This window comes from Parolsenella sp., assembly GCF_982402205.1.
Genome location: NZ_CEVYAT010000024.1, coordinates 1 through 16,665 on the forward strand (window position 1 = coordinate 1; position 16,665 = coordinate 16,665).

A 16,665-nucleotide genomic window follows, 5' to 3' on the forward strand; every position below is an offset into this window, starting at 1 on the left:
GGGGAAGCCCACGAGGCCCGTGGTGCGCAGCACCATGCCGGGGATCTCGCGGCGCAGGCGGTCGAACAGCGCGCGGAACTCGTCGGCGCTGCCCGTGCGGTTCATGCTCTTGAGCACGGCGGCGTTGCAGTGCTGGATGGGGATGTCGATGTAGGGCAGCACCTCGGGCGTGTCACGGATGGCGGCGACGAGCTCGTCGGTCATTCCCTCGGGCTGCAGGTAGAGCACGCGCAGCCACGCACCGTAGGGGCGCACGATCTTCGCGAGGCGAACGAGCAGGCTCGCGAGCGTGTCGCCCTCACCCAGGTCCCTGCCCCAGATGCCCGTGTCCTGGCCGATGAGCACGAACTCGCGCACGCCCTGCTCGGCAAGCGCGCGGACCTCGCCCGCGATCTCAGCGAACGGGCGCGAGGCGTAGCGCCCGCGGATGTAGGGGATGGCGCAGAAGGAGCAGAAGCGGTCGCAGCCGTCGGAGATCTTGACGTAGGCGCTCGCGCCCTCGACGGTGCGCAGCGGCTCCGCAAGCGGGCCTGCGCTCGCGCCCTCGGCGGCGGGCACAACCGACTCGTGGCCAAGGACCTCGTCCATGACGCCCACGATACCGTCCTCGGCGTCGGCGCGCACGAAGGCCGCGACCTCGGGGAGCTGGTCGGGGAGCTCGTCGCCGTAGCGCGAGGGCACGCACCCGCACATAACGATGGGCAGTCCGCGCACGCCCTCCTGGGCCGCCTCGGCAAGCTCGAGCGTGCGCTCGATGCTCTCGGAGGTGGCGCTGGCAAGGAAGGAACAGGTGTTGACGATGACGGCGTCGGCCTCGTCGACCTCGGCGGCCTCGGAGTAGCCGGCGCGCAGCAGCAGGCTGCGCATGCGGTCGGTGTCGACCTCGTTCTTGGCGCACCCGAGGGTAACGAACAGGACGGCAGGCGACGTCGCGGTGGTGTCAAGCGACATGGAAAGACCTTTCAGTACGTGATTAAAAACATGACGCGCCCCCGGCTCCAGCGCACGAGACGGGGGCGAGACGCTAGCGGTAGTTGGTGAACTGCAGCGGAATGCCGTAGTCCTGAGACTTGAGGTGGGAAATGACCTGCTGCAGGGCGTCTTTAGAAGCACTCGTGACGCGAAGCTTGTCGTCGTCGATCTGAGCCTTGACCTTGAGCTTGAGGTCGCGAATGTCCTTGGAAATCTTCTTGGCGCACTCCTTGTCGATGCCCTGGACCACACGGCCAATCACGCGCACCGTGTCGCCCGAGGCGGCGACGGGCTTGTCCCAGCTCACGCTCTTGAGGTCGACCGAACGCTTCACGAGCCTGCCGTTGAGGATATCGATGACCTGGTTGGCGACGAACTCGGCGGGGGCGTAGACGGTGACGGTGCCCTCGGCCTTGGAGAGCTCGATGCTGGAGCCCGAGCCCTTGAGGTCGTAGCGCTGGGAGAGCTCGCGCGCCGTCTGCTGCACGGCGTTGTCGACCTCCTGCATGTCAACCGTGGAGACGACGTCGAAGCTCGAGTCCTTGGCCATGTGCTGTCCTTTCCGGGCCTGCGCCCTGCTTGGGATGGTGAGTGCGAGTGTCTACTCGGAGGAGGTGTCGCCGGAGTCGCCCGAGGCATCGGCGGCGGCCGTGGTCGAGGCTGTCGCGGCGGCCGCGGGGTCGGTGCCCTCGATTGTGAGCGAGGCCGTGCCGGCAGACTTGCCCGAGAAGGTCTGGCGCTCGCCGTTCTTCTCGACCGTCACGACACTCGGGTCTCCCACGCGGATCTCGAGCGACTTCTTGGGCGTGTACTCCTGCGACCAGGCGCCCGTGACCGACTCGGCGACCATCTGCTCGCCGTCGCACGTGATCTCGACCCAGGTGGTCGAACCCTCGGCGACCGTGACGGTGACCTTGGTCTCCTGCGCCTGGGCGGCGGCTTGCGAGGCGGCCTTCTTGGCGGCAGCCTCCGAGAGTGCCTGCTGCTCGGCCGCGCTCGTCGTGGTGGCGGAGGTCGAGGCGGCCTCGCTCGTCACGGCGGTCACGACGTTGACCTTGCTGTTGTCCGACTTGGACGAGGCGCACGAGCGCACGCTGAAGACGATGATGACCACGAGCAGTATCGCCACGAGGGCAAACATCAGCGTGATGGCGCGGCGGGGATCGGCGTTCAGACGGTCGATGACGCCAGCGATGCCCTTGCGGGGCGGCTGGGACCTGCGACCGCGGTTGCGCGGGTCTCGGTTGCGGTCGGGCGACTGCCTGCGCACGTTGGGACGCACGGGGGCGCCGCCGGGACGCGAGCCAGCGCGGCCCGCGCGCGTCGAGGACGGACGATAGGGCCTGGCGTCGGAGCCAAAGCGCAGGTCGTCGTGGTACTGGCCAGAGTCGATGCGACGCGTCTGGATGTCGCCGTCGTGGCCAGCGGCGTCACGGGGCGCGCGCCCGCGCTGGGCGGAGCCGCCACGCGCGTCGGAGCGGTCACGGCGCTCGTCATCGTAGGCGTCATAGGACCTGCGGACGCGGCCGGCCTGCTGCTGGCGCCTCTCGCGCTCCTCGTCGGAATTGGGGTTACGCGTGGTGTAGCGGCGGTCGGAGTAGCTCGAGCCGTAGCCGCCCGAGGAGTAGTTGGTGCCGTAGGAGCCGCGCGGGTTGTAGACGCCCTGCGCGCCCTCACGGGGCTGGCCGTAGGAGCCGGCCGACGCGGAAGGCCCATAGCCCGAGCCGGAGCCGCGCGTGGGGGCAAGACCCGTGGAGGTGGAGCGGGCGGCTCCGGTGGCCGAGGTGGGGCCGTCGATGCTCGGCTCGTCGGCAAGCCTCGCCAAGCCGCTCGGCTCGCGGCCGGTGACGCCCGTGACGTACTCGGCGTGCTCGCGCTCGTAGAGCTCGGTGATGTGTCTGGGATCGAGGCCCAGGTAACGGGCATAGCTCGCCACCATGCCCTGGGCGTACCCCAGGGCGGGCAGATGGTCGAAGTCGCCCATCTCGAAGGCCTCGAGCACGCTCTCGCGCATCCTGAGGACGCGGGCGGCCTGGGGGATGGAGAGCCTCAGCTGACGACGCCTATCCGCGAGAATCTGCGCAAACTGCGCACGCTGCATGATGCCTACACCTCCCTGTACGCGGCCTCAGCCGCACGAAGCTCCTCGAGCCCATCGGCGTCGAGGAGAACCTCCCTGGGCTTGGAGCCGTCGGGGGGACCCACGACGCCTTTGCGCTCCAGGTTATCCATGATTCGACCTGCCCTAGCGTACCCCACCTTGAGTCGGCGCTGCAGCCCCGAGGTGGAACCTAGCTGAGAGTCCACAACCACTTGCGCGGCCTCCCACACGAGCGGGTCGTCCTCGTCCATGTCGTCGGCCGTGGCGGCGCTGCCCTGCTGGGCCGGGGCCACCGCCGAGAGAATCTCGTCGTGGTAGTCGGGCTCGCGCTGGTCGCGGATGAACGAAACGACGCTCTCGATCTCGTCGTCGCTCGCGTAGGCGCCCAGCACGCGGCGCAGTACGCCGCCGGCCTTGCGGAAGAGCATGTCTCCCCTGCCCATGAGGCGCTCGGCGCCGGTCTGGTCGAGAATGACGCGCGAGTCGATGGAGCTCGAGACCTTGAGGGCCACGCGGGTGTCGACGTTGGACTTGATGAGGCCCGTGACGACGTCTGCCGAGGGGCGCTGCGTGGCGAGCACGAGGTGGATGCCGGCGGCACGGGCGAGCTGGGCGATGCGCACGATCGAGGCCTCGACGTCCTTGCCGGCGACCATCATGAGGTCGGAGAGCTCGTCGATGACGATGACGAGGTAGGGCATGGGCTTGGGCGGGTTCTCCATGTCGGCGAACTTGCCGTCCTCGACCATGCGGTTGTAGACCTTGACGTCGCGGGCGCCGGCGCGCTCGAAGACCTTGAGGCGGCGGTCCATCTCGGTGACCGACCACTGCAGCGCGCTCGCAGCCTGGCGCGGCTCGGTCACGACCGGCACGTAGAGGTGCGGCAGACCCGCGTAGCAGGAGAACTCGACGCGCTTGGGGTCGACGAGGATGAGGCGCACCTGCTCGGGCGTCGTGCGCATGATGAGCGACATGATGATGGCGTTGATAAGCACCGACTTGCCCGAGCCGGTGGTGCCGGCAACGAGCATGTGGGGCATGCGCGCGAGGTCCGCGACGACCGGGGATCCTTCCGAGTCTCGGCCGATGGCGAACTCGAGCGGGCCACCCTGCGCGTAGGGCAGGACGTCGCCCAGGCACACGTTCTGGCGCTTCTTGTTGGGGATTTCGATGCCCACGAGTGACGTACCCGGGATGGGCGCGAAGATGCGCACCGACTCGGAGGCGAGCGAGAGCTGGATGTCGTCCTGCAGGTTCGTGATCTTGTTGACGCGCTCGCCCTCGCCCATCTCGATCTTGAAGGTCGTGACGAGCGGACCCGCGGTCCAGCCGGAGACGCGGCTCGTGAGGCCAAACTCCTGCAGGGTCGACTGCAGGCGCTGGGCGGTGCGCTCGAGCTCGGAGTCGGTGCTGGCGGAGCTCGCCGAGTTGGGGTTGCTGTTGAGCAGCGACATAGGCGGCAGGGTGAAGTCGTCAGAAGTATCGCCGGGACGCGTGGGGCTTGCGGGGGCGGCGGCCTGGGCCTTGCGCGAGCCACGGCCCGGATGGGGCTTCTCGCCATCGGCGGCAGCCGAAGTGGCGACAGCGGCGGCCGCACTCGCGCTCTTGCCGGCGGCGTTGCGCAGGAAGTCTGGCACAGCGGGGTCCGCGGGCTTCTCGGCCTCGGCCTTGGCAGAGGCGGGCTCGGAGTCAGTCGTAGCCGCAGCATCCTTGGGCGCGCCCTTGCGCGCCCTCTTGGAGGGGGCCTCGGGCATCTCGAAGGGCGTCTCCCACAGGGAGGGGTCCTCGTTGGCGGCATCGAGCGTTGCCCGGGCGTCGAGCACGGGCAACTCCTCGGCGGGCTTGGCGTCCTTGATGTCGAGCTTGGGGTGGCGCTTGCGGCCCAGGAAGCTCGTCTTGGCCTGCTCGGCGGGCGCGTCGTCGATGTCAAGCGAGCGGGTGCCTGTCTGGTGGTCCATGCGCGTGGTCTTGAAGCCACGACGAAGCACACTCGTGCGGCGCGCACCCACGAAGCTCGTCTCGGGCTCGTCGAGCACGGCCGTCTCGTTCTCGGGGGCGTCCATCATCGCGGCCTCGGCGGCCGCGTCGGCGCGCTCGCGGCGACGGGTGTCGTGCGTCTCGCGCGCCTCGGCGATGCGCTCGGCGGCAAGGCCCATCGAGCGGCGGATGCGTTCGACGAGGTTGGAGATGGAGAAACCGCAGACCACGCAGCCACAGACGATGCAGCCGATGAGGATGACGATGCCCACGGGCTGTCCCAGGTAGGTAAGCAGCACCCAGGCCACGCCGGAGCCGACGTAGCCCCCGGCGCCCGCGGCCTTCTCGGCGGCCATCACGAGGTCGGGGGCGGCGTCTGCCCCGGGAATGAGTATGGAAAGCATCGAGAGCGCCGCCACGACGATGAGCGCAAGGCCACCCGCCACGCGGCCGACGAGGGCCGCGTCGCAGGGCAGGAACATCGTGATGGCAAACAGGATCATGGCCACCGGCACGAGGATCGCGCCCTCGCCAAAGCCCAGGCGCAGCCCCTGGCCCACGGCGTGGGTCACGACGGCGGTCGAGGGCGAGACGAGCGAGACGATCATCGCGATGGCGACGAATATGATGAGCACGCCGACGAGGTCGTTGGCGATGCCCACCGACTCGGGGCTGGGAGCCTTCTTGTGTGCGTTTGAGCTGCGTTTGGCTGGCACGAGCCTAGACCTCCATGACGACCGGGATGATCATGGGACGGGTGTGAGTCTTGCTCCACAGGTAGTTGGACAGGGAGTTGCGGACGGCCTTGCGCAGCACGTCGACCGACGGGCTGCCCTGGCTGTTCTTGGCGATGGTGGTGCGGCAGGTGTCCTCGATGCCGGCGAGCAGTTCGTCGTCGCTCGCGAAGGAGACGCCGCGGCTCGATACGTCGACGTCGGCCACCTTGCAGGAGCGGCTCTTGAGCGTCACAACGCAGGTGACGATGCCGTCCTGGGCGAGCTTCTGACGGTCGCGCAGGACCACGGGGTCCGTGTCACCGATGCGCAACCCGTCGACGTAGATGATGCCCGAGTCATAGCTGGGGCCAAGCGAGACCTTGCCGTCCCTCATCTGCAGCGAGTCGCCGTTGTCGAGGATGAAGATGTGGTCGCGGGAGAGGCCCATGCCCTCGGCGAGCTTCGCATGGGCGCGCAGATGAACGGCTTCGCCGTGGACCGGCATGAAGTTCTTGGGGTGCACCATGGCGAGCATCAGCTTGAGCTCCTCCTGGCGGCCGTGGCCTGAGACGTGCACGGTGGCGTTGGACTTGTCATAGACCTCGCAGCCGATCTTGGACAGCGAGTTGATGATGCCCTGGACGCTCTTCTCGTTGCCGGGCACGGGCGTGGCCGAGATGATGACCGTGTCGTCGGGACCAATCGAGAGGCTCTTGTGCTCACCGTTCGCCATGCGCGCGAGCGCCGAGAGCGGCTCTCCCTGCGAACCCGTGCACAGCACGACGATCTTGTCGTCGGGGATGTCCTTGAGCTCGAAGGCGTCGAGGATGTCTTCCTCGGCGATCTTGAGGTAGCCAAGCTCGCGGGCGACCTTGGTGTTGGTGATCATCGAGCGGCCGGTCACGACGACCTTGCGGCCCACGGCCGTAGCGGCGTCGCAAACCTGCTGCAGGCGATGGATGTGGCTCGAGAAGCTCGCGACGAACACGCGGCCCGGGGCGTTCTTGATGATGTGGCGAAGCGAGGCGCCCACCGTGGCCTCGCTCGGCGTGAAGCCGGGCATGTTGGCGTTGGTGGAGTCGGAGAGCAGCAGGTCGACGCCCTGGCGGCCAAAGCGGTTGATGGCGTTGTAGTTGGGGCGCACGCCGTCGATGGGCGTCTGGTCGAGCTTGAAGTCGCCGGTGTGGAGCACGGTGCCCGCCGGGGTCTTGAGGAAGATACCCAAGGCGCCCGGGATAGAGTGCGTCATCGCGAAGAACTGCAGGGAGAAGCAGCCGAGGTTAACGCTGCTGCCGTCGGTGACCTCACGGAACTTGGGCGACTTGATGTTGTGCTCGGCGAGCTTGCCCTCAATCATGCCCAGGGTGAGCTTGCTCGAGAAGATGGGCACCTTGCGGGTGAGGTCCATGAGCAGGTACGGGAGGGCGCCGGTGTGGTCCTCGTGGCCGTGGGTGATCACGATGCCGCGGAGCTTCTCCTCGTTCTCGAGGACGTAGGTGTAGTCGGGCAGCACCAGGTCGATGCCGGGCTGGTCATCGTCGGGAAACATCAGGCCGGCGTCGACGAGCACCATGTCGTCGCCGCACTCGAAGGCGGTCATGTTCTTGCCGATGCCGTCGAGGCCGCCAAGCGGGATGATTCTCAGAGTTGGGGTCTTTGCCATGTGTGCGCAGAACCTCCTTGTGTCGTTGTCTGCAATGCAAGCGGACCTTCGTCCGCGTCTTGACCAAAGGCGAGCTGGCAGAAGCCGTGCCCACGCGAGGGCGTCCCGGGTCGGGGCGCTCTCGCGTGGGCTCTGCCATGAAGCGAATTCGCCAACAAGTAATTATGCAACATGGGGAGGGCTCCGTGGAGCCCTCCCCTGCTGCGTTCAAGCTAAAACCTCAGGTGCGCCTAGGCACGCTCGGAGTCAGAGCGCTCGCCTAGCCCTCGTGGTGACGGCGCGGGGCGCGGCCGGAGCCGGCGTTGCCGTTGTCACCGGGGTGACGACGCGGCTTGCCCTGCCCGCGACGCTCGCCGCGAGGCTCGTGGTGGTCGCCGTGGCCGCCCTTGGAGCCACCGGGAACCTCGGGCTTGTCGAGGCGATCGAGCGAAATCTTGCCCTTCTCGTCGACCTCGAGGACCTTGACCTTGACCTCGTCGCCGATGGAGAGGACGTCCTCGACCTTGTCGACGCGACCCTGGGCGACGCGGGAGATGTGGAGCAGGCCGTCCTTGCCGGGCAGCAGCTCGACGAAGGCGCCGAAGGGCTGGATGCCCACGACGCGGCCGGTGTACTCCTCGCCCACCTCGGGCACCTTGACGATGGCCTTGATGCGAGCCGCGGCGTCCTGGGCAGCGCCGTCGGTGCCGGCGATGAAGACGTTGCCGTCCTCCTGGATGTCGATCGTGGCGCCCGTGTCGTCCTGGATGCCGCGGATGACCTTGCCACCCGAGCCGATAACGTCACGAATCTTGTCGGTCGGGATCTGAATCGTGATGATCTGCGGCGCGGTGTCCTTGGGAGTCTCGCGCGGGGCGGGGATGGCGTCGAGCATCGTCTGCAGGATGAAGGCGCGACCCTCGTGGGCCTGGTGCAGCGCCTGCGAGAGGATCTCGGGCGTGAGGCCGGTGGCCTTGTTGTCCATCTGCATGGCGGTGATGCCGCGCTCGGTGCCCGTCACCTTGAAGTCCATGTCGCCGAGGAAGTCCTCGAGGCCCTGGATGTCGGACAGGACGACGGTCTTGCCCTCCTCCTGGATGAGGCCCATGGCGATGCCGGAGACGGGACGCTTCAGGGGCACGCCGGCGTCCATGAGGGCGAGCGTGGAGCCGCAGGTCGAGGCCATCGAGGAGGAGCCGTTGGACTCCATGACCTCGGAGACGACGCGAATCGTGTAGGGGAACTCCTCCTCGGAGGGGATCACCGGCAGAAGGGCGCGCTCGGCGAGGTTGCCGTGGCCGATCTCGCGGCGCTTGGGGCTGCCCATGCGGCCGGTCTCGCCGGTGCAGTAGGGCGGGAAGTTGTAGTGGTGGATGTAGCGCTTGCCGTCGACCGGCTCGATGGTGTCGAGGCGCTGCCACTCGTTGAGCATGCCCAGGGTGCAGACGGACAGCACCTGGGTCTGGCCGCGCTGGAAGAGGCCGGAGCCGTGGACGAGAGGCAGGTAGTCAGGCTTGACCATGAGCGGGCGGATCTCGTCGGCGGCACGGCCGTCAACGCGCTCGCCGGTCTCGACGACCATGCAGCGCATGGCGTGCTTCTCGAGGCTCTTGAGCTCGACGGGAATCTCGCGGCTGTACTGGGCCTGCTCCTCCTCGGTGAACTCGGCCTTGATGGCGGCCTTGAGCAACTCGACCTTGCCGATGCGCGAGAGCTTGTCGGCGTCCTTGAGGGCGGCGCTCATCTCGTCGTAGTGGGCGAAGACCTTGTCGTGAACGTAGGGCACGGGCTCGTCGTAGACGTACTCGCGCTGCTGAATCGGGCCGTTGACCTGCTCGACCTTCTCGAAGAACTTCTTCTGCTCGGCGCAGAAGGCAGCGATGGCCTCCTGGCCAAAGGCCATGGCGGCGAGCATGTCCTCCTCGCTGATCTCGTCAGCGGAGGCCTCGAGCATCGAGATGAACGAGTCGGAGCCAGCGAGCTCGAGGTCGAGGTCAGAGGCGTCGCGCTCCTCGTAGGTGGGGTTCACGATAAAGTCGCCGGTCTCGGGGTCGCGGCCGATGCGCACGCAGGCCAGCGGGCCCTCGAAGGGCACGCCACCCACGGTGAAGGCGGCGCTGGCGGCCATCACGCAGATGGTGTCAACGGGATTCACCTGGTCGGCCACGAGAGAGGTTGCGACGACCTGGACCTCGTTGCGGAAGCCGGCCGGGAAGCTCGGGCGCAGTGGGCGGTCGATCATGCGGGCGGTGAGCGTGGCCTTCTCGGACGGACGGGCCTCACGCTTGAGGTAGCCACCGGGGATGCGGCCCACGGCGTACATCTTCTCGATGAAGTCGACCGTCAGCGGGAAGAAGTCGTAGTCCTTGCGCTCCTTCGAGACGACCGCGGTAACGAGGACCGTGGAGTCGCCCTGCTTGACGAGGACTGCGCCGGTGGCCTGCTTGGCAAGCTCACCGGTCTCGAGCACGTAGTGCTTGCCGTAGAGGTCGAACTCGTGTGTAACCTTTGCCATTTCTTTCCCTTATCTCCGCCTGCCACGTTGCAGACGGGCCGTCTGCGGGCTCCGACACCCGCGACGTGCGGATGCGCTTGGTCTGGCCCCTTGGGGCAAGCCCGCTGTGCCCAGACCCTTGGGCACGCGTTATGAAAAGGGGCGCCGAAGCGCCCCGTAGGTCCAGATTTACTGGATGTTGTCGCGGATGCCGAGCTTGGCGATGAGCTCACGGTACTCGTTGATGTCGTTGCTCTTGATGTAGGAGAGCAGACGACGACGCTTACCAACGAGCATGAGCAGGCCACGACGGGTGTGGAAGTCCTTCTTGTGGGACTTCATGTGCTCGGTGAGCTCCTTGATGCGGTCGGTGAGGATGGCGACCTGGACGGGGGCAGAGCCGGAGTCGTGCTCGTTCTTGCCGTAGGTCTTGATGAGCTCGGCCTTGCGCTCCTTGGAGATGGTCATGATGACACCTTTCTCTACGTTCGCCCCAGACTGGGAGCGCCGTCGGTGTGAGCGGCCGTCCAAGTGAGGGGTACCAACAAACCTTGTAGATAGTAGCACACGCCCCGGACGCGGCGGTTAACAACACAAGACCGCCATGTAGGTACGTCGACGCGACGAGGGGTATCGTAGCAGATGAAAGTCACAGACTACGGAGGCCCCATGCGATCGCTCGCGCCACGCACCATAGCGCTCTACAACGCAGACAAGACGGGAAGCGCGCTGCCAGGACTTCTGCTCGAGGACTTTTCCGACGCACTCACCGCCTACTCGAAGCTGGGCGGCACGAAGGCGCCCCAGATCATCGACGACCCTTCCGCGGCAGACGCCACGGTCAGTGCCTGGTACTGGAACGGCCAGGCCACTCCCCTGCCCAGCCTGAGCGGCAGGCTCAACTACGCCATCGTGTGCTGCGACGGCACGGACGTAGACACAGCGCAGCTCGCTTGCAGCTTCTCGAAAAACGACATAGCCCTAACAGGCAGTCTCTGGGCGGGAACCCTCGTCATCATGGGAGTCGAGAAGCTCGCGGAGCACATGGGCCGACCCCGCATGGGGCGTTCGCGCCGCTATGCCTCAGAGGCCATCGACGACCTCGTGCTGGCCCTGCGCTGCGGCAGCGAGTACCCCAGCGCGGTCGCAAGCCCGCGCCGCCCCATCAGGCTCGAGCGCTAGAACCCAATCGCCAGCATGACGAGGCCCGCGCCCACGCCCAGCGCATACATGAGCGCGGCGATGGCGACGTTCTCCCTGGCGCTCGCGTTGGCGCGGAAGAGCACCAGGTAGGCCGCCCCTCCCGCGACGAGCACGCCCGCCATCATCGGCGCAAAGCCCAGCGCCCCGTCGAGGTAGAGCTGCGTGATGACCACGCTCGCGGCGCAGTTGGGGATGAGGCCGAAAAGGCCCGAGGCAAACGTCGCCACGATGGCGTTGCTTGAGAAGAACGACGCGATGGCGTCAATGCCCACAAGCTCGATGGCGGCGCCCAGCACGAGCGTCACGGCAAAGATGAAGACCGTGACCTGCACGGTCTTGTAGGCCGAGTTCACGGCAATCCAACGCGCGACCTCGCCGCGGGTCATGGGCTCCTCGCAGCCGCAGTCGCAGGAGTACTCGCTCACGTCGTACTCGCCCTGCTCGCTCGTCTCATCGCCATCCTGCTGGCCCTTGCCCTGCTCGGGAAGCGCAAGGAGAGACGTGCGGTGGAGCGTGGCGCGCAGCACGAGGTCGACGGCGAAGCCCAGCACGACGCCGAGCACGGCCTTGGTGGCGAGGATCTTGAAGAGCAGCCCCGCGTCGAGGCGCTCGGCCACGAGCAGCGGCAGCATCTCGTCTGAAGTCGACAGCACAACGGCCACCAAAGTGCCAAGCGTCACGATGCGGTCCGCATAGAGCATGGCGCCCATGGCCGAGAAACCGCACTGCGGCACAAGGCCCAGCAGGCCGCCAAAGAGCGGGCCCGCGTGGCCCGCGCGCTGGATGACGTCGCCGGCGCGCCCGGAGGCAAAGAGCTCGAGCAGGCTCACGGCGACGTAGGTCACGAAGAGAAACGGCACGAGCTCGGCCGTGTCGATGAGGGCGTCCTTGAGGACGTCGATAACAAGATCCATGTGGTGGTACTCCCCCTGAGAATGTTTGTCGGCGATGCATCATAGCCAAGCCGAAGTCTGAATGACTGCTCACATTCTCAGGGTGGAGGGGGCTTCACAACTTGAGCCGCGATGGCGAGACAAGCCGGCCGCCAGCCCACCAACCTGCGAAACGGGAAGACGAGGGCCAGCCCTACACGCTCAGGGCAAACTCGAACGCGCGCAGTCGCGCGTCGAGGTGGGTGGCCGCCCAGACGTGCACGAGTGCGAGCAGCTCGGCCGCCATGTGCTCCTCAACCCGCGCCGCGAGCAACTCGTCGAAGGTGGAGCCAACGAGCGCCGCAAGCCACGCGAGGGTGGCGGCGTCGACGGGCTCGGCGCCCTCGACGCCTCTGGCGCAGCTCTCGCACAGGGCCCCGCCCGCCAGGGCCGAGAAGCGCGTGGGTGCGGGGTCGGCGCAGGCGACGCACTCGGAGAGGACGGGGCGCCAGCCCTGGTGCGAGAGGACCTTGAGCACGTATGCCGCCACGACGACGTCAAGGTGGGGCTGGTCGGCCGCCTGCTCGCAGGCGAGCAGGGCCCGCGAGCAGATGGGGGCAAGGAACGGGTCGGGCGCCTCGGGAAAGCTCGTGAGGCGGGCCACCTCGCAGACGACGCTCGCCGCGCTCACGCGCGCGAGGTCGCCGCGCAGCGCCGCGTGGGGGCACTCGAGCTGGGCCTCGGCCACCACGTCGAGGCTCCTTCCCTGGGCCAGCAGCAGGTCGAGCTCGCAGAAGAGCTGGACGCGCGCCGCGAGCTTGCCGCCCGGCTTGCGCGCGCCCTTGGCAACGGCCCGGGCCTGGCAGCCACACGCCTCGAGGATTGTGAGGATGAGGTCGCTCTCGCCCAGCTTGGTGCGGTCTATGACGATGCCCGCGGTGTGGCGGGCGCGCCCGCACGCCAAGGCCTAGCTCTCCGCCTCGTAGCCCAGGCGGCGGATCTCGTTCTGGTCGCGGCGCCACTGCGGGCGCACCTGAACGCGCAGCTCGAGGAACACCTTGGCGCCAAGCAGGCGCTCGATGTCGGGACGAGCGGCAGAGCCGATCTTCTTGATCATAGAGCCACCGCGGCCCACGATAATACCCTTCTGGCCATCGCGCTCGACAAGGATCGTGGCGCTCACGCTCGCGTGGCCGTCCTTCTTCCAGACGATGTCGTTGCAGACGACGGCCACCGAGTGCGGCACCTCGTCACGGCAGTTGAGCAGGACCTTCTCGCGCACGAACTCGCTCACGAGGTCCTCCTCGGTGGCATCGGAGCCCATGTCGTCGGGGAACCACTTGGGGCCCTCGGGCAGCTTCTCGTTCACGAGCGAGAGGAACGCGTCGACGTTGAAGCCCTCGGTGGCGCTCGTGACGATGACGTCGTCGAAGTGGGCGAGCTTCTGGGCGGCCTCGAGCTGGGCGGCCATCTGGTCGGGCTTGGCGAGGTCGGCCTTGGTGAGCACGAGGATCTTGGGTGCGCGGGCGTGGTCGACGTGACCCGCGACCCACTCGTCGCCCGTGCCCACGGGCTTAGTGGCGTCGACGAGCATGGCCACGACGTCGACGTCGGCAAGCTCGCCCAGGGCGGCACGGTTGAGTTCCTTGCCAAGGGCGTCCTTAGGCTTGTGCAGGCCCGGCGTGTCGACGATGACGATCTGGCTCTCGGGCGTGTTCACCACGGCGCGCAGGCGCTTGCGCGTGGTCTGGGCCACGGGGCTCGTGATGGCGATGCGCTGCCCGCAGCAGGCGTTGAGCAGGGTTGACTTGCCGGCGTTGGGACGGCCGACGAGGGCGACGAAGCCACTCTTGAAGGGGGTGTCAGACATGGGGCCTCCTAGCCCTAGAGGAACTTCTCGATGGCGGCGGAGCCGATGACGATGATGCCGGCGAAGGCGACGAAGGCGCACAGCACCCAGGTGGCGGCCGCGGCGATGTCCTTGGCCCGCCCCGCGAGGGGGTGGTACTCGGGCGAGACGAGGTCGACGATCGTCTCGATCGAGGTGTTGATGAGCTCGGCGGAGAGCACGACGCCGCAGCACAGCAAGACGACGCCCCAGCGGGCCGCGTCGAGCCCGATGACGAGCCCCGCGACGACGGCGAGCACGAAGCCGCCGAGCATCACCTTGATGTTGTGCTCGCTCATGACAGCGAAGCGAAAGCCCTGGATGGCAAAGCCGAAGCTCTTGCGAAACGAGGGGTGGTTCTCCTTGGAGCCCGGTATCACGGCCGCTCACCCGCCTTTGGAAGAGGGGTGTCGTCCGCATGGCGCGTCGTGGCGACGTGGCCGAGGTCGCGCCCGCAGGCAAGGGCCAGAAGCTCGTCCTCGCGCGCCTCCATGACGGCGGCGTCGGCCTCCTCGATGTGGTCGTAGCCCAGCAGGTGCAGCAGCGAGTGGATTGCCATGAGGCGCGTCTCGTCCTCGGGCGTGGTGCCATAGCGGGCGGACTGCGCAGCGAGCACCGAGGGTGCCATCGCGATGTCTCCGAGCTCGCAGGGCTCGTCCGGGCCCAGGTCGGGGTCGTCGGGGCGTTCGCACTCGAGCGAGATGACGTCGGTGGGGGCCTCGACGCCACGCCACTCGGCGTTGAGCGCCTGCATGGAGGACTCGCCAAGCACGCTCACCGACACGCAGCAGGTGCGCTCGACGCCCTCCTCGGCAAGCACGAGGTCAAAGACGCGGGCAAGCTCGGCCTCGTCGATGGCGAGGCTCGCGCCCTCCTCGCAGAACAGCTCGATCTCAGCGCTCATGGGACGCTCCCCTCTCACGGTCGTGCCGCTCGGTGCGCTCGTAAGCCTCGACGATGCGCGCCACGAGCGGGTGGCGCACGATGTCGGCGCGGCCCAGGTCGACGAACGCGATGTCGTCGGTGCCCTCGAGCGCGCGGCGGGCCGCCGTGAGGCCGCTCGTCCCCGCGAGGTCGCGCTGGGAGGCATCACCCGTCACGACGAAGCGGCTGCGGAACCCCAGCCTCGTGAGGAACATCTTCATCTGCTCGGGCGTGGTGTTCTGAGCCTCGTCGAGGATGACGAAGGCGTCGTTGAGGGTGCGGCCGCGCATGTAGGCGAGCGGGGCGATCTCGATGATGCCCTGCTCGATCATGGCGTTGCCCTTCTCCATGTCGGTCATGTCGAAGAGGGCGTCGTAGAGCGGGCGCACGTAGGGGTCGAGCTTCTCCTGGAGGGTGCCGGGCAGGTATCCCAACGACTCCCCCGCCTCCACGACGGGGCGGCACAGGACGATGCGGCCCACCTCGTGGCGCTTGAGCGCCGCCACGGCCATCGCCATGGCGAGGTAGGTCTTGCCCGTGCCGGCGGGTCCCAGCGCAAAGGTGAGGGTGTGGGTGCGCACGGCCTCGACGTAGCGGCGCTGGCCGGCCGTCTTGGGCCGCAGGGCACGGCCGCGATAGGTGAGCAGGATGTCGTCGCCAAGCGAGGCGTAGGCGATGCCTGCCTCGTCAGAGCTCGCGAGCAGCAGGTCAACGTCTCCCGTGGTGGGCACGTCTCCCCTGCTCACGAGGTTGATGAGGCTCGAGAACACGCCCACGATGCGGTTGGCCTCGACCGGGTCTCCCGCGACGCTCACCTGATTGCCCCGCACGGTGATCGAGGCGTCCGTCGCGGCCTCGATGCGGCGCAGCAGCGAGTCTGCGGGACCCATGAGGCGCGTGAGGTCGAGGGAATCGGGAATCGTGAGGCGAACCTGGGCGGGCTCCATGCTCCTCCAAAGTCTGGGTGCGAGAACAACTCGATGATACGACACGCGCCCCAGCCGCGCAGTCCGCGCAAGGGGCCACGAGGCTGGGGCGCGCGTAGGGGCAGCGGCTACTTCTTGCACTTGCCCTTGCCGCTCGGGCGGGCGGAGGCGGCGCGGCGCACGTGCCCGAAGAGGCCCTCGCCCTCGCGGGCGTCGGTACCGGCGACGTCGCCGACGCTCTCGCCGCGCTTCTCGGCGATGGAGCGCAGCGTCTCGAGGTCGTCTGCCGACAGGTCACCCGGCACCACGACGTTCACCACGACGACGAGCTTGCCGCGGGCCGCAGATCCCTGGCGGGGCATGCCATAGCCCTCGACTTCGACGTGCTGGCCGGGCTGGCAGCCGGCCGGGACCCTCACGCTCACGCGCTCGTCGGCGAGCACGCCCTCGACGTCGAGCGTACAGCCGCACATGGCCTCGAGCGCCGTGACGTCCTCGACGCAGAACAGGTCGTCGCCTTGGCGCTGGAAGCGGTCGCCCTCGACGACCTCGATGCGCACGATGAGGTCGCCCGAGGTGTCGCCGCGCACGCCGGCCTCGCCGTAGCCCTCGACGCGCAGGCTCTGGCCTGAGTGGACGCCCGCGGGAACGTCGATCTTGACCGTCTCGTGGTTGGGTGTGCGGCCCTGGCCGCCGCAGGTCTCGCAGGGGTGGTCGATGGTGTGGCCGGTGCCATGGCAGGCGGGGCACTCGGACTGGGTCTGCATCTGTCCCAAGATCGTGCGCTGGACCGTCACCACGCGGCCCGTGCCGTGGCAGCGCGAGCACGTCGTGACGTGGCCGTCCTCGGCGCAGCCCGAGCCGTTGCAGTCGTCGCAGGGGGCGAGGCGATCGTAGGCGACCGTCTTGGTGCACCCGCTCGCAGCCTCGGCGAGCGAGACGCGCAGCGT

15 protein-coding genes are annotated in these 16,665 nt (G+C 67.9%); 1 reads left to right on the forward strand and 14 read right to left on the reverse strand.

Features of this window, described 5'->3' with window-relative positions; translation table 11 throughout:
* The 7 genes from AC1VTH_RS02710 to rpsO all read right to left on the reverse strand — a co-directional run.
* A partial coding sequence (locus AC1VTH_RS02710) for a MiaB/RimO family radical SAM methylthiotransferase (RefSeq protein ID WP_481334561.1) occupies positions 1 to 951 on the reverse strand: 951 nt, incomplete at its 3' end.
* 73 nt (positions 952 to 1,024) lie between these two features.
* On the reverse strand, positions 1,025 to 1,522 hold the full coding sequence (locus AC1VTH_RS02715) for a YajQ family cyclic di-GMP-binding protein (RefSeq protein ID WP_293825500.1): 498 nt from the start codon (positions 1,520 to 1,522) through the stop codon (positions 1,025 to 1,027).
* A 51-nt stretch (positions 1,523 to 1,573) separates the two neighbouring features.
* Positions 1,574 to 3,073 carry a helix-turn-helix domain-containing protein gene (locus AC1VTH_RS02720; protein ID WP_481334563.1) on the reverse strand — a complete coding sequence of 500 codons (1,500 nt, stop codon included), beginning with the start codon at positions 3,071 to 3,073 and terminating at the stop codon, positions 1,574 to 1,576.
* 5 nt (positions 3,074 to 3,078) lie between these two features.
* The gene (locus AC1VTH_RS02725) at positions 3,079 to 5,766 is read right to left on the reverse strand and encodes an FtsK/SpoIIIE family DNA translocase (RefSeq protein WP_481334565.1); all 2,688 of its coding nucleotides are present in this window, start codon (positions 5,764 to 5,766) and stop codon (positions 3,079 to 3,081) included.
* Between the two features lie 4 nt (positions 5,767 to 5,770).
* A complete protein-coding gene (locus AC1VTH_RS02730; RefSeq protein ID WP_481334566.1) occupies positions 5,771 to 7,429 on the reverse strand; it encodes a ribonuclease J in 1,659 nt (552 codons plus the stop codon).
* 259 nt (positions 7,430 to 7,688) lie between these two features.
* Positions 7,689 to 9,923 carry a polyribonucleotide nucleotidyltransferase gene (locus AC1VTH_RS02735; RefSeq protein ID WP_293672896.1) on the reverse strand — a complete coding sequence of 745 codons (2,235 nt, stop codon included), beginning with the start codon at positions 9,921 to 9,923 and terminating at the stop codon, positions 7,689 to 7,691.
* 168 nt (positions 9,924 to 10,091) lie between these two features.
* Positions 10,092 to 10,370, reverse strand: a complete 279-nt coding sequence (rpsO, locus tag AC1VTH_RS02740) for a 30S ribosomal protein S15 (protein ID WP_293825492.1) — start codon at positions 10,368 to 10,370, stop codon at positions 10,092 to 10,094.
* 201 nt (positions 10,371 to 10,571) lie between these two features.
* On the opposite strand from rpsO, the gene AC1VTH_RS02745 reads away from it, so the two are divergent.
* On the forward strand, positions 10,572 to 11,084 hold the full coding sequence (locus tag AC1VTH_RS02745) for a hypothetical protein (RefSeq protein WP_481334567.1): 513 nt from the start codon (positions 10,572 to 10,574) through the stop codon (positions 11,082 to 11,084).
* Here AC1VTH_RS02745 and AC1VTH_RS02750 read toward each other — a convergent pair.
* The 7 genes from AC1VTH_RS02750 to AC1VTH_RS02780 all read right to left on the reverse strand — a co-directional run.
* Positions 11,081 to 12,019 (reverse strand): putative manganese transporter, encoded by a 939-nt coding sequence (locus tag AC1VTH_RS02750; RefSeq protein WP_481334568.1) that lies wholly within the window; start codon positions 12,017 to 12,019, stop codon positions 11,081 to 11,083. The two genes, AC1VTH_RS02745 and AC1VTH_RS02750, sit on opposite strands and share 4 nt — an antisense overlap.
* 172 nt (positions 12,020 to 12,191) lie before the next feature.
* Positions 12,192 to 12,941: a DNA repair protein RecO gene (gene recO, locus AC1VTH_RS02755; protein WP_481334569.1), complete on the reverse strand. Its 750-nt coding sequence runs from the start codon at positions 12,939 to 12,941 to the stop codon at positions 12,192 to 12,194.
* Between the two features lie 3 nt (positions 12,942 to 12,944).
* The gene (gene era / locus AC1VTH_RS02760; protein WP_301829293.1) at positions 12,945 to 13,847 is read right to left on the reverse strand and encodes a GTPase Era; all 903 of its coding nucleotides are present in this window, start codon (positions 13,845 to 13,847) and stop codon (positions 12,945 to 12,947) included.
* Between the two features lie 14 nt (positions 13,848 to 13,861).
* Positions 13,862 to 14,245 (reverse strand): diacylglycerol kinase family protein, encoded by a 384-nt coding sequence (locus AC1VTH_RS02765; RefSeq protein ID WP_481334570.1) that lies wholly within the window; start codon positions 14,243 to 14,245, stop codon positions 13,862 to 13,864.
* Entirely contained in the window at positions 14,242 to 14,769 is a 528-nt protein-coding gene (ybeY, locus tag AC1VTH_RS02770; protein ID WP_481334571.1) for an rRNA maturation RNase YbeY, read from the reverse strand. The genes AC1VTH_RS02765 and ybeY overlap by 4 nt, the downstream gene beginning before the upstream one ends.
* On the reverse strand, positions 14,759 to 15,736 hold the full coding sequence (locus AC1VTH_RS02775) for a PhoH family protein (RefSeq protein ID WP_481334572.1): 978 nt from the start codon (positions 15,734 to 15,736) through the stop codon (positions 14,759 to 14,761). The genes ybeY and AC1VTH_RS02775 overlap by 11 nt, the downstream gene beginning before the upstream one ends.
* Positions 15,737 to 15,843: 107 nt before the next feature.
* A partial coding sequence (locus AC1VTH_RS02780) for a DnaJ C-terminal domain-containing protein (protein ID WP_481334573.1) occupies positions 15,844 to 16,665 on the reverse strand: 822 nt, incomplete at its 5' end.